The organism is Bacteroides sp. MSK.20.82, from assembly GCF_019052485.1.
Classification (GTDB): domain Bacteria; phylum Bacteroidota; class Bacteroidia; order Bacteroidales; family Bacteroidaceae; genus Bacteroides; species Bacteroides thetaiotaomicron.
Window position 1 is genome coordinate 1 of record NZ_JAHQUN010000055.1, and the last position, 13,907, is coordinate 13,907.

The 13,907-nt window shown below is 46.2% G+C and carries 11 protein-coding genes; 5 read left to right on the forward strand and 6 right to left on the reverse strand.

Annotation, left to right across the window (positions count from 1 at the left end):
* Positions 1–213: 213 nt before the first annotated feature.
* Entirely contained in the window at positions 214–1,089 is an 876-nt protein-coding gene (locus KTR07_RS24450; protein WP_008766484.1) for a hypothetical protein, read from the reverse strand.
* A gap of 240 nt (positions 1,090–1,329) precedes the next feature.
* Here KTR07_RS24450 and KTR07_RS24455 point away from each other — a divergent pair, with 240 nt between their 5' ends.
* The gene (locus KTR07_RS24455) at positions 1,330–2,388 is read left to right on the forward strand and encodes a linear amide C-N hydrolase (RefSeq protein ID WP_117981371.1); all 1,059 of its coding nucleotides are present in this window, start codon (positions 1,330–1,332) and stop codon (positions 2,386–2,388) included.
* A 121-nt stretch (positions 2,389–2,509) separates the two neighbouring features.
* On the opposite strand, the gene KTR07_RS24460 is transcribed toward KTR07_RS24455, so the two are convergent.
* Complete coding sequence (locus KTR07_RS24460; protein ID WP_117981372.1) at positions 2,510–3,874, reverse strand: dipeptidase; 1,365 nt, start codon at positions 3,872–3,874, stop codon at positions 2,510–2,512.
* Between the two features lie 101 nt (positions 3,875–3,975).
* The gene (gene aroC, locus KTR07_RS24465) at positions 3,976–5,052 is read right to left on the reverse strand and encodes a chorismate synthase (protein ID WP_008761027.1); all 1,077 of its coding nucleotides are present in this window, start codon (positions 5,050–5,052) and stop codon (positions 3,976–3,978) included.
* A 158-nt stretch (positions 5,053–5,210) separates the two neighbouring features.
* Here aroC and KTR07_RS24470 point away from each other — a divergent pair, with 158 nt between their 5' ends.
* The gene (locus KTR07_RS24470) at positions 5,211–5,774 is read left to right on the forward strand and encodes a calycin-like domain-containing protein (RefSeq protein ID WP_008761028.1); all 564 of its coding nucleotides are present in this window, start codon (positions 5,211–5,213) and stop codon (positions 5,772–5,774) included.
* A 15-nt stretch (positions 5,775–5,789) separates the two neighbouring features.
* Here KTR07_RS24470 and KTR07_RS24475 read toward each other — a convergent pair whose 3' ends face one another.
* Both KTR07_RS24475 and KTR07_RS24480 read right to left on the reverse strand, forming a co-directional pair.
* Positions 5,790–6,575, reverse strand: a complete 786-nt coding sequence (locus KTR07_RS24475; protein WP_008761029.1) for a porin family protein — start codon at positions 6,573–6,575, stop codon at positions 5,790–5,792.
* 90 nt (positions 6,576–6,665) lie between these two features.
* Positions 6,666–7,751, reverse strand: a complete 1,086-nt coding sequence (locus KTR07_RS24480) for a PCMD domain-containing protein (RefSeq protein WP_008766479.1) — start codon at positions 7,749–7,751, stop codon at positions 6,666–6,668.
* Positions 7,752–7,884: 133 nt separating this feature from the next.
* On the opposite strand from KTR07_RS24480, the gene KTR07_RS24485 reads away from it, so the two are divergent.
* On the forward strand, positions 7,885–9,174 hold the full coding sequence (locus KTR07_RS24485; RefSeq protein ID WP_061474317.1) for a serine dehydratase subunit alpha family protein: 1,290 nt from the start codon (positions 7,885–7,887) through the stop codon (positions 9,172–9,174).
* 131 nt (positions 9,175–9,305) lie between these two features.
* On the opposite strand, the gene KTR07_RS24490 is transcribed toward KTR07_RS24485, so the two are convergent.
* Positions 9,306–9,881 (reverse strand): peptidylprolyl isomerase, encoded by a 576-nt coding sequence (locus KTR07_RS24490; RefSeq protein ID WP_008761032.1) that lies wholly within the window; start codon positions 9,879–9,881, stop codon positions 9,306–9,308.
* Positions 9,882–10,355: 474 nt separating this feature from the next.
* On the opposite strand from KTR07_RS24490, the gene ilvD reads away from it, so the two are divergent.
* The gene (ilvD, locus tag KTR07_RS24495; RefSeq protein WP_008761033.1) at positions 10,356–12,158 is read left to right on the forward strand and encodes a dihydroxy-acid dehydratase; all 1,803 of its coding nucleotides are present in this window, start codon (positions 10,356–10,358) and stop codon (positions 12,156–12,158) included.
* Positions 12,159–12,205: 47 nt separating this feature from the next.
* Positions 12,206–13,903, forward strand: coding sequence for a biosynthetic-type acetolactate synthase large subunit (gene ilvB / locus KTR07_RS24500; protein WP_118214522.1), 1,698 nt, complete (start codon positions 12,206–12,208; stop codon positions 13,901–13,903).
* Positions 13,904–13,907 lie beyond the last annotated feature (4 nt).

Consider the following 13,907-nt stretch of genomic DNA (forward strand, 5'->3'; position numbering starts at 1 on the left):
TCAACACATAGCAGCTATTAGAGATAAACAAGTCAACCATTATTAGGGAAGTACACATTCAGATAGTTTCAGACGCTTGAAACTTTTGGTTTCAACCTTTGAAACCAATGGTTTCAAGGCATGAAACTATTAGTTCCAACGCTTGAAACTAAAAGTTTCAAAGGTCGAAACTGGTGATTGATCTATGTAAACCAGTATTATGATAACGGGATTTTACCGTATAGGTATATGCATCCGGGGTGGTCCGATTGTCGGGCCGGATGGACCACCTATACCTCTGTTTTTATCAAAAACGGCATTGCGGAGAATCTCATATATAATACCACCCACATCCAAACCCAGTGTGAACTTATCGAAATGGTAGTAAGGAATCATAACGGGAACCGTTTCCCAACGTCCGCTCATCGCGTCATAGTATCGCTGTACTCCCATTTCCATCCCGAAGCGGTCGGACATATCGACGGACATCGTAGCTCCGTAGCTATGGGTACTCATTCCGTAAGAATTTCCGATGTCGTATGACCCGAAGACCTTGAAGGTGACATGGTCGGAAGGATGATAAAGGAAGGCGCCCGAAGTGCTGAAAGCCTGTCCGGTGATATGGGACATGTTGACCTTCAGCGCATTGGCACGGACTTGTAACTCGAATTGCTCATTGAAAATATGCTGATAACCTAGTGAAGCACTGTTGAAACGCCCGATGCCTGCCATACTTGTCTGGCTTCCGGAACCGAACAGTGCTCCATGATCGAATTGATGCAATACCCCGCCCGTGCTGTAATCACCTCGGAAGAGTAGGGAAGGATTGGTCTGATAAGGTAGGGAAATATCCCTTTTGAGTGAAAAGCGGGGTATATGCTCCAACTGTCCGGGTGAATATAAAGAATATGTAGTGCTCTTTTCTGGAAACAAGTTAATGTTGGCCTGTTTAAGTACGTCGTCCGGCGTTATGGATGCACCGTTACGAAGAATGTGCGTGCTGTCGTTGTTTTCTTGCGCGGAGAGTAACTGCGGAACAAAATACAGCAAAAGAAAGATTCCCAAACGAATCGGAAGCCGTGATATGCTAACTTTTTGTCTCATACGCATTTGCCCTCCTTAGTTTTTATGATAGGTTATGTACAAAAATAATGAAATCCCATTTGAAAAGCAAATAATGTGTAATGTTTCCTTCCATCCGCAGGCTTTTTTAACTCAAATAAGAGCAGATAAGATTTTTTCTGAATAAATTCCCTTTTTTCCCTTAAATTCTTCTCTCTCTCAGGCAATATTCGTTGTATATTTGTTATTATAGATATAAGAGTATCAACTATTTAATTTGGAAGGAATATGAAGAAAAAACTTACGGGTGTTGCATTGGTGTTAGCTGCCGTCTCTTTGATGGGCATACAGCCGGCGGAAGCATGTACGCGTGCCGTATATCTGGGACCGGACGGAATGGTGGTCACTGGTCGCACGATGGACTGGAAAGAAGACATTATGTCAAATATCTATGTGTTTCCACGTGGAATGCAGCGTGCGGGACACAATAAAGAAAAAACAGTAAACTGGACTTCCAAATATGGAAGCGTAATCGCAACAGGCTATGATATAGGTACTTGTGACGGAATGAATGAAAAAGGGCTGGTGGCAAGCCTGCTTTTCCTGCCGGAATCTGTTTATTCACTTCCCGGAGATACCCGTCCGGCAATGGGAATTAGTATCTGGACTCAATATGTACTTGATAATTTTGCAACAGTACGTGAAGCGGTAGATGAAATGAAAAAAGAGACTTTCCGCATTGACGCTCCCCGTATGCCGAACGGTGGACCGGAATCTACTTTGCACATGGCTATTACTGATGAAACGGGTAACACGGCAGTGATTGAATACCTGGATGGCAAACTCAGTATCCATGAGGGGAAAGAATATCAGGTGATGACCAATTCTCCGCGTTACGAATTGCAGTTGGCTGTCAATGATTATTGGAAAGAAGTGGGCGGATTGCAGATGTTGCCCGGAACGAACCGTTCGAGCGACCGTTTTGTGCGTGCCTCTTTCTACATTCACGCCATTCCGCAGACTGCCGATGCAAAGATAGCCGTCCCCAGTGTGCTGAGTGTGATACGCAATGTCTCCGTTCCGTTTGGTATCAATACACCGGAGAAGCCTCACATTTCTTCTACTCGCTGGCGTTCCGTTTCCGATCAGAAGAATAAAGTGTATTACTTTGAGTCTACTTTAACTCCGAACCTGTTTTGGTTGGATTTGAAGAAGATTGATTTTAGTCCGAAGGCAGGGGTGAAGAAGTTATCCCTGACCAAAGGAGAAATTTACGCAGGAGATGCCGTGAAGGATTTGAAGGATAGTCAATCATTTACCTTCCTTTTCGAAACTCCGGTGATGTAATTGTTAGTTATGTGGTAAGATGTCTTTTTTTGAATAAAAAGGAACGGTAGGCAAAGGATTTATCCGCTTGTCTACCGTTCTTCTTTTAATTTCGTGTCCTGCGTGCGGCTATAGGCAGCCTTTATCTTTTCGCATATTCCTGATGGAACTCAACCACCGCCTCTATTCCTTTCCGGAAAATGTCCAGCGAGAAGTTTTCGTTGGGTGAATGGATTGCATCCGATTCGAGTCCGAAGCCCATCAATACGGTTTTGGTTCCCAATACCTGTTCGAATGTCGAAATGATAGGAATACTTCCGCCGCGACGCACTGCCAGCGGTTTTTTGCCGAAAGCTATCTCAAAACCTTTTTCCGCAGCCTGATAGGCAGGAAGGGAAATCGGGCAGACATACCCTTGTCCTCCGTGCATCGGAGTTACTTTTACCTGTACGGTATCGGGGGCCATTTGTAAGATATAATCTGCAAACATCTGCGAAATCTTGTGATGATCCTGATGCGCAACCAGTCGGCAGGAAACTTTTGCATACGCTTTCGAAGGAAGGACTGTCTTGGAGCCTTCACCCGTATATCCTCCCCAAATGCCGCATACATCGAAAGACGGGCGGCAACTGTTGCGTTCCAGTGTGCTGTATCCCTTTTCTCCGAAGAGTTCTTTCACTCCGATGGCTTCTTTGTATTTCTTCTCATCGAACGGAATATGGGCGATCATTTCCCGTTCTGCTTGCGGCACTTCTTCTACGTCATCGTAGAATCCGGGGACAGTGATTCTTCCGTCTTTATCTGTCACTTTGCTGATTATTTCGCAAAGCACATTGATCGGATTGGCTACCGCACCTCCGAAGTGTCCTGAATGCAGGTCGCGATTCGCTCCGGTCACTTCTATTTCCCAGTAAGCCAGTCCGCGCAGACCGGTGGTGAGGGATGGAAGTTCGGCACCCAGCATGCTGGTATCCGAGACCAGGATAACGTCTGCTTTCAACAGCTCCTTATGCTCTTCGCAGAAGGCTTCCAGGCTGGGAGAGCCGATTTCCTCTTCTCCTTCGAAGATAAACTTGACGTTATTTTTCAGCAGTTCGTTCTTGACGAGATATTCGAAGGCTTTGACCTGGATAAAGGATTGTCCTTTGTCATCGTCCGCTCCGCGTGCCCAGATGTATCCGTCCCGTACTTCGGGTTCGAAGGGCTGGCTTTTCCACAGTTCCAGCGGTTCGGCAGGCATTACGTCGTAGTGGGCGTAGACCAATACTGTTTTGGCATTCGGGTCAACGATCTTTTGTGCGAAAACAATCGGGTTACCCTTGGAAGGCATCACCAATGCTTCATCCACTCCGGCTTCGAGCAGTAGTTGTGCCCAGCGTTGGGTGCAAGCCAGCATATCGTCGTGATGTTCCGGCAGGGCGCTGATACTGGGAATACGGATGAGGCTGAACAGGTCCTCCATAATCTTCGGTTCGTTCGCTGCGATATATTTTTGAATTTCGTTCATAATGAATAGTTTACTGGCGGTTATTTAGCTTATGTGCCAATAGCCTGACAGATTTTTAGTGCAGGTATTGGCACATGGGTAGATTGACATATTGATACTTATTAAAGCTGCGTTGTCTTATCCAACAGATAATAATCAAGGATGGTCATGGCAGCCATTGCTTCTACGATAGGTACGGCACGTGGCAGTACACAGGCATCATGACGTCCGCGGGCTTTCAGTGTCGTATCTACGCCGTCGATGTTCACCGTTTCCTGCTCCATCAGCAGGGTAGCAATCGGTTTGAATACTACACGGAAGTAAATATCCTGTCCGTTACTGATTCCTCCCTGAATACCTCCGGAGTGGTTGGTATGCGTTTCAATCCGTCCGTTGTTGTTGAAGAATACGTCGTTCTGCTCGGAGCCTTTCATCTTCAGTCCCTTGAATCCTTCTCCATATTCGAAGGCTTTGGCGGCATTGATACTGAGCATGGCGTTGCCCAAGGCGGCGTGCAGTTTGCCGAACACGGGTTGCCCCAATCCGATAGGACATCCTTTGATGACACAGGTCAGCGTACCTCCGATGGTATCGCCTTCGCCTTTTACCTTATATATAAGGTCTGCCATTTCCTTCGCCTTTTCAGGGTCCGGACAGCGTACGTCGTTTGTTTCGATCAGGTCGAGATCATAGTCGGAATAAGTGCCTTCCAATTTGATGGCACCGACTTGCGATGTATAAGCTGTGATGCTGATTCCTAACTGGCGAAGGGCTAATTTAGCCAATGCGCCGGCTACTACGCGTGAAATAGTCTCGCGGGCAGAAGAACGTCCGCCGCCGCGATGATCACGGATGCCGTACTTCACTTTGTAGGTGTAATCCGCGTGTGAAGGGCGGTATACCTCTTTCAGGTTATTGTAGTCATTGGAATGTTGATTCTCGTTCCAAACGATAAATCCGATAGGACATCCGGTTGATTTGCCTTCGAAGATGCCTGAAAGAAACTCCACTTTATCCGCTTCCTTGCGTGGTGTGGTGAGGATGGATTGTCCCGGACGGCGTCGATTTAGTTCTTGTTGTACAAATTCTTCGTCGATTGTGATTCCGGCAGGAAATCCGTCAATTACTCCCCCAACTCCTTTTCCATGAGACTCGCCGAAGCTGGTGAGCCGAAAGATGTTGCCAAATGAATTAAACATAGTTGTGGCTTTTTTAAAATTACTCTATGCAAATATAACAAAGTTTTTGATAAGAAGGTTGTGAATTCAAAATATCTTCGGAAAAGGAAGCAAATTGAACCTTTTTTCCTCTTTTTAGTTTATAAATGACGATTATTTAATAACTAAACCCGAAAATTATGAAAAAGAATCTATTGTATTTGTGGGCATTGATATGCTCTGTCTCTCTTTTGACGGCTTGTAGCAGTGATGATGATAATACGGTCAATGATGAAACGACTCCTCCGGAAGAAGAGGCTGTGGTGACTGCTCCCGATGTGGTGGGAACGTATTGGGGAAATCTCGATATTTCAATGCTGCCCGATGGCTCTGACCAGGAAGTTGTGATTGCCGACGGACTTCCGAAGTTTATTACTTTCTCCCAGGTCAGTGATACGGAAGTAAAGATGGAACTGAAGGAATTTGAACTGTTTATAAACGGAAACATATTAAAGTTCGGCGATATCGTGATAGACAAGTGTGCAGTGAAAAAGGAAACGGACGTTTCGACTTTCACCGGACAGCAAGACCTTACTTTTCAGGGGGATGCCGCTGCTCTGGGTACCTGTGCCACCAGTATAGAAGGAACGGTGCAAAGTGGAAATGCTACAATGAATATTCAGGTAAAAGTACCTGCATTGAAGCAGACCGTGAAAGTTGCTTTCTCCGGTGTGAAGCAGGTGGAGGAATCCGGTAAGGATTAATCCGTCTTTGGTCAGCTAGAAAGCATATCCGAATCCGATATTCAAGTAGATCGGATACATAGCAAAAGTAATGGTCTGAAAGTCATTTCTGAAGATATCATTCAATCCCCAGGTGAGGTCTGCATATATATTGAGATGTTTGAATGCTCTCCATCCGGCTCCTATTTGCAGGCCCCACTGAAAATGTCTCAGGTCGTCCGAGAAGTCATAAGTAGCGATTTTACCATCCGTAAATTCGACTTTGGGGCCTACGGGGTCGCCTTCACGCAGGTATCCTTCATATACGTGCCCCGAAAATTCTCTTGAAAGCAGATACGAAAAATAAGGTCCGGCTTTAATATTCCAACGGTTGCTCAACTTGTAAGTAGCCATTAGAGGAATTGTCAGTCCGGAAGTGTGGACTTTGGTTTTGACTCCTCCTGTCCAGACACCGCTGATTCTTTCTCCTCCCTGTCCGAGGATTTCCATATTATAGTTTTTGACGGTGGCTTCCGTTGTCATGGCTTTATTCTCCAGCCGCAGCCCTACAATGACTCCGAGCTTGTTTTGAACGGCAAACCATTTGGTTACTTCTCCTCCGATGCTGATAGCCAGCGTTGGGTTGTAGCCGTCAATCGAACGGATTTCGACAGGCAGCGGGAGCGGGGCTGTACCGCCGATGCTGAACCCTGCTTTGATTTCATATTCCAGTCCGTGAAGAGCGGAACGGATAAGCGTTTCGTTTCTGTCAACCTGTGAATAGCCGGGGAGGGCTATTACCAGACAGGCGAGTAAACTGAATATATAGGAATGGATTTTCATCTTTTCATTATTATTAAATCATTAGTTATTTCATTATAGTTGCTCTGTTCTGCCTTCCATAGCTGCTATCAGATCGTTGGTCGAATGGAATCAGTCTTCCGAGCGATAGATTAGTTCGACTTCATCAATCAACAATGTACTTCCGATAGCTCCGTTAAAATGATCTCCTTCCAGGCTGGAAGTGAATACGATAGCTACATTATACTTTCCTGCTGTTAGCTTCTCTTTATCTATGTATTTTCCGGATAACATATGGAAGGGAAGTTTAAAGTATGTCCACTCGTCCGTCTCTTTGGCGTCGTCAATGCGTGCTATTGAAACCAGGTTGGGACTGGTGAAAGCATTCGTTCCGTCAAGAGTCGGCACAGATTCACTGGTCTCATACATGATGGCATAAATATCGCATATATCCCGTTTGCCACTGACGGGTTTGCCGCCTTCTGTAAACTGATCTCCGGCTTTATACTTGTAATAGCCTGCCAGATAAGTTGGTATATGCCGGAAAGGCAGACCGAATTTGGTCGCTTTCAGTGGATTGCTCATTGCATTTCCTACATCAAAAGAGCCGATAAACAGGTTCCCGGCTGCGATAGGCATTCCCATAATGCTACCGAAGAATCCGGTACTGCGGGTTACTAAGGACAGACATTTTCCGGTTTTTCCGTTTGCAAACTGAAAAGTCGGATAGTCGTCGGCTGTCTTGGGAACTCCGGTCATTGCATAACCTGCGTTTCCGCTGGCCCATTCCATCACCACTTTTTCTCCTTCCCGTTCTACGAAGATGTAGTATTTCTGTCCGCCGAGCGTATCCTCAAAATTGTAAATAGTAGCAAGTTCCGTATCAATAACGGATACGGTGTACTTCTTCTTCCAAAAGCCATCGGCAGCCGTAACGGTATATTGCTGAGGCGAATGGAAATCTCTAGCCGTCCCACTGGGAGGATCGATAGTGGCTCCCGGAGTCAATGTAAATTCGGGTGCAAGGGATGAAATGTCCGTTCCCGGTCCTACAAATATATTGATGGAATTATTAGTGATAATCGGACTCGTTGTCATGACTACTCCCGGCAATCTGCAACTGAGTATGTCTGCCTCTGCATTGGGAGCTTCTTCGCGAATGCAAGAAGAAGAGAAAATGGCTAGCAGCAAATAAAGAATACCGTGTTTTGCTTTCATTTTTCTACTATTCTAACTGTTAAAGTTCGGTTCTTGGAAGATTTTATAACAATTTGCAATTTTATTTGTTCACTAATGGATGTTTGATAAAAAAGAATTTTCTACTTTTGTGGAAACTAAAGCCTTATAGGGTATGATTGAATCGGAAAGAAAACAGATAATAGACTTGATCAAAAAAGAGGTGATTCCGGCGATAGGGTGTACGGAACCCATTGCGGTAGCGCTTTGTGTAGCTAAAGCTGCCGAAACATTAGGAATGAAACCGGAAAAGATTGAAGTGTTATTGAGTGCCAATATATTAAAGAATGCAATGGGAGTCGGTATCCCCGGCACAGATATGGTCGGACTTCCTATAGCTGTAGCCTTGGGAGCGTTGATCGGCCGATCGGAATATCAATTGGAAGTGTTGAGAGACTGCACACCGGAGGCAGTAGAACAAGGCAAACTGTTTATCGCAGAGAAGCGAATCTGTATTTCTCTCAAAGAAGATATTACGGAAAAACTGTACATCGAAGTAATCTGCACAGCCGGCAGCCAAAAAGCGACGGCTGTGATTGCCGGCGGACATACTGCCTTTGTCTATATAGCTACGGATGAAAAAGTACTGCTTGACAAGCAACAGACTGCCAATGAAGAGGAAGAAGACGCTTCACTGGAACTGAATCTGCGCAAAGTCTATGATTTTGCCCTGACATCCCCTCTGGATGAAATCCGTTTTATTCTCGATACGGCACGTCTGAACAAAGCAGCCGCCGAGCAAGCCTTTAAAGGCAATTATGGGCATTCTTTAGGTAAGATGCTCCGTGGAACGTATGAACATAAAGTGATGGGTGACAGCGTATTCTCTCATATACTATCTTATACTTCCGCCGCTTGCGACGCCAGAATGGCCGGTGCAATGATTCCCGTCATGAGTAACTCCGGCAGTGGCAATCAGGGCATATCCGCCACACTTCCCGTTGTCGTATTTGCCGAAGAAAATGGTAAAACCGAAGAGGAACTGATTCGCGCCTTAATGCTGAGTCATCTCACTGTAATCTATATTAAACAAAGTTTGGGACGTCTCTCTGCCTTGTGTGGCTGTGTAGTAGCTGCCACGGGTTCCAGTTGCGGAATCACCTGGCTGATGGGTGGAAACTATAATCAGGTAGCCTTTGCCGTTCAAAACATGATTGCCAACCTGACGGGAATGATTTGCGACGGTGCAAAACCGAGCTGCGCACTCAAAGTAACAACCGGAGTCTCAACAGCCGTATTATCTGCTATGATGGCAATGGAGGACCGTTGTGTGACTTCTGTAGAAGGCATTATTGACGAAGATGTCGATCAAAGCATTCGTAACTTGACAAGAATCGGCTCGCAGGCCATGAACGAAACGGATAAGATGGTGCTTGATATCATGACGCACAAAGGAGGATGTTAACAGGTAATAAGTAACAAGTAATAAGTAATAGGTAATAGCTGGAATAACGGCATAAAAAAAGTATTAAGTATTAACTTCCGCCTATATCCGCATGGAATTAATACTTAATACTTATTACCTATTACTTAAAATTAGTGGCAGTGTCCGCCTTCGCAACCGCAGTCATCGCCACAGTCGCTGCCGCAGCTGTCGCATCCGCAACCGCAACCTTCACCGCTCATCATCTTCACCAGTTCCTGAATTTCTTCGTTGGTAGCAGGACGGCTTTCGATTACTTCACCTTCAAAGATCAGGTCAGCGCCTGCCAATGGGTGGTTAAGGTCAACTACTACTACATCCGGTTTGATTTCTACGACGCTGGCGTTTACGCGTTGACCGTCTCCGGTCATCAAAGGTACAATGCTGCCTTCTGTTACGCGTTCGCTGTCGAACTTGCCATCTATTTCAAAGATATTTTTAGGAAGATCAAATACATGTTGCTCATCGTAGGCTCCGTAAGCTTCATCTGCCGGAATGGTAAAATCGAATTTATCACCCTTAGAAAGAGCTGTTATCTGGTTCTCGAAGCTTTCGAGCGTTGTGCCTAATCCTGAAATGAACTGAAAAGGATGTTCTGCATTTGTTTCTTCGAACAATTCTTTTTCACCATCTTCCACTGTATATAGCTTATATGCAACGGTGATGTACTTGTTTTCTACTGTTTCCATCTGATATTTATAGTTTCTAATTAATAAATCCCTTATTTAGGGTGGACAAAGATACGAATAATTTGCTTGCTACCGGGTGCATACGGAGTAAATTTCAGATTATTAAGCGCTTTTGTCAGAAATGGACAGTCATTCTCTACTAACTGATAGTTGCAAATTCAACCTTTAAGTGATAAAATTTAGGTTTATTACCGTTCTTTTCTTACGATTATTCGCTTTTTAGTGATTTTTTTCTTCGATTTGTTTGGAGATAATAAAAAAGCCCTTACCTTTGCAGCACGAAAATAAAGAAAAGAAGATATGAATATATTACATACATCTATTAACCTAGCAGTTCTGCATATTATTCGCGTCGTGGTGGTGCCATCAAGAGCGTGAGAAAGGTTTTGTGTATGTATTCGTACCATAAAAGATAGAATTTGGAGCCTTTCTCACTGATGTGAGGGAGGCTCTTTAATTAAAAGATAGATTGAAATGAAAAAGCAATTACGCAGTTCGTTTAGTACACAAGGCCGTCGCATGGCGGGAGCCCGCGCATTATGGGCAGCCAACGGCATGAAGAAAAATCAGATGGGAAAACCCATTATCGCTATCGTCAATTCGTTTACACAATTTGTTCCGGGACACGTGCACCTGCATGAAATCGGGCAGTTGGTGAAGGCGGAAATTGAGAAGCTGGGATGCTTCGCTGCGGAATTTAATACGATTGCTATTGATGACGGTATCGCTATGGGACATGACGGAATGCTTTACTCGCTTCCTTCCCGTGATATCATAGCGGACAGCGTAGAATATATGGTCAATGCGCACAAGGCGGATGCAATGGTATGTATCAGCAACTGCGATAAGATTACCCCAGGGATGCTGATGGCTGCCATGCGCCTGAATATCCCTACCGTATTTGTATCCGGCGGACCGATGGAAGCCGGAGAGTGGAACGGTCAGCATCTGGACTTGATCGATGCCATGATTAAATCGGCGGACGACAGTGTAAGCGATCAGGAAGTAGCGAATATCGAACAGAATGCCTGTCCTACCTGCGGATGTTGTTCCGGAATGTTTACGGCAAACTCGATGAACTGTCTGAATGAAGCTATCGGCTTGGCTCTTCCGGGAAACGGCACAATCGTGGCTACGCACGAAAATCGTACGAAACTGTTTGAAGATGCTGCCAAACTGATTGTGGAAAATGCAATGAAATATTATGAAGAAGGTGACGAAAGTGTACTTCCCCGCAGCATAGCTACCCGTCAGGCATTCCTCAATGCCATGACGCTGGATATTGCGATGGGCGGTTCTACCAATACGGTGCTTCACCTGTTGGCCGTGGCACATGAGGCAGGAGTCGATTTCAAGATGGACGACATCGATATGCTGTCACGCAAGACACCCTGCCTGTGTAAAGTCGCTCCGAATACTCAAAAATATCATATTCAGGACGTTAACCGTGCGGGTGGCATCATTGCTATCCTGGCAGAGTTGGCAAAAGGCGGTCTGATTGATACTTCCGTTCTCCGTGTGGATGGCATGTCGCTGGCGGAAGCGATCGATCAATATTCAATTACCAGCCCGAACGTTACGGAAAAAGCAATGAGCAAATATTCAAGTGCGGCAGGAAACAGATTCAATCTCGTACTTGGTTCTCAGGGAGCTTATTATCAGGAATTAGATAAAGATCGCGCGAACGGATGTATCCGTGATCTGGAGCACGCCTATAGCAAGGACGGAGGCCTGGCGGTACTGAAAGGAAATATCGCTCAGGACGGTTGCGTAGTAAAAACGGCGGGTGTAGACGAAAGCATCTGGAAGTTTACCGGACCTGCCAAAGTATTCGACTCACAAGAAGCAGCCTGTGAAGGCATCCTCGGAGGCCGAGTCGTCAGCGGCGACGTTGTCGTCATCACGCACGAAGGTCCGAAGGGCGGTCCCGGTATGCAGGAAATGCTTTACCCGACTTCTTATATCAAATCCCGTCACCTCGGCAAAGAATGTGCCTTGATTACCGACGGACGTTTCAGTGGTGGAACTTCCGGATTGAGTATCGGACACGTTTCTCCCGAAGCCGCTGCCGGAGGTAATATAGGAAAAATAGTAGATGGAGATATCATCGAAATCGACATTCCCGCCCGAACGATTAACGTGCGACTAACAGATGAAGAACTGGCTGCCCGCCCGATGACTCCCGTCACCCGTGACCGTTACGTGCCGAAGAGCCTGAAAGCATACGCCAGCATGGTAAGCTCTGCCGATAAGGGAGCAGTGAGATTAATAGACTGATCCACTTCATTATCCATTATGAATCATCCATTATCCATTAAAGAACTATGAGTAAGGACTTAATAACAGGCGCGGAGGCAATGATGCGCTCTCTGGAACATCAGGGAGTGACTACCATTTTCGGTTATCCCGGCGGTTCCATCATGCCTACGTTCGATGCCCTGTACGACCATCAAAATACATTGAACCATATCTTGGTTCGCCATGAACAGGGAGCTGCCCATGCGGCACAAGGCTACGCCCGCGTATCGGGTAAAGTCGGTGTTTGCTTGGTAACAAGTGGCCCCGGAGCAACCAATACCATCACTGGTATTGCAGATGCAATGATAGACAGTACGCCTATCGTTGTCATTGCAGGACAGGTGGGAACAGGTTTCCTTGGAACGGACGCTTTTCAGGAAGTCGATCTCGTAGGTATCACTCAGCCAATCGCTAAATGGAGCTATCAGATTCGCCGTGCCGAAGACGTAGCCTGGGCGATCGCACGTGCTTTCTACATTGCCAGTAGTGGCCGTCCCGGTCCGGTGGTACTCGACTTTGCCAAGAATGCGCAGGTTGAAAAAACAAAATACGAGCCGACACAGCAGGAGTTTATCCGCAGCTATGTTCCGGTTCCCGACACAGACGAAGAATCGGTAAAGGCTGCTGCCGAACTGATCAATAACGCCGAACGCCCGCTTGTCTTGGTAGGACAGGGAGTGGAACTGGGAAGCGCTCAGGAAGAACTGCGTACTTTTATCGAAAAGGCGGATATGCCCGCAGGTTGTACCTTGCTCGGACTTTCCGCATTGCCTACCGAACATCCGTTGAATAAAGGAATGCTGGGTATGCACGGAAATCTGGGACCGAATATCAATACTAACAAATGTGATGTACTGATTGCTGTTGGTATGCGTTTCGACGACCGTGTGACCGGTAACTTGGCTACTTACGCCAAACAAGCGAAAGTGATCCATTTTGACATTGATCCGGCGGAAGTAAATAAGAATGTAAAGGTAGACATTGCCGTTTTGGGCGACTGCAAAAAGACGCTGGCTGCTGTGACCGGACTGCTGAAAAAGAACCGGCACACCGAGTGGGTCGATAGTTTCAAGGAATATGAAGCGGTAGAGGAAGAAAAAGTCATTCGTCCCGAACTTCATCCTGCAACGGATTCACTGAGCATGGGCGAAGTGGTGCGTGCGGTAAGCGAAGCGACCCGTCACGAAGCCATATTGGTGACAGATGTAGGTCAGAATCAGATGATCTCTGCCCGCTACTTTAAATATACCAAGGAACGTAGTATCGTAACTTCGGGCGGACTCGGCACGATGGGTTTTGGCCTTCCGGCAGCTATCGGAGCAACTTTCGGACGTCCCGACCGCACGGTATGCGTATTTATGGGTGACGGCGGACTGCAAATGAACATTCAGGAGCTGGGTACGATCATGGAACAGAAAGCTCCGGTGAAGATTATCTGCCTGAACAACAATTATCTCGGCAACGTGCGCCAATGGCAGGCCATGTTCTTTAATCGCCGTTATTCATTTACTCCGATGCTGAATCCGGATTACATGAAAATCGCTTCCGCCTACGATATTCCTTCCAAACGTGTCTTTTCACGGGAAGAACTGAAAGCGGCCATCGACGAAATGCTCTCGACAGACGGGCCGTTCCTGCTCGAAGCCTGTGTGGTAGAAGAAGGCAATGTCCTGCCGATGACCCCTCCGGGCGGTTCAGTCAATCAGATGTTGCTGGAATGTTAATCCT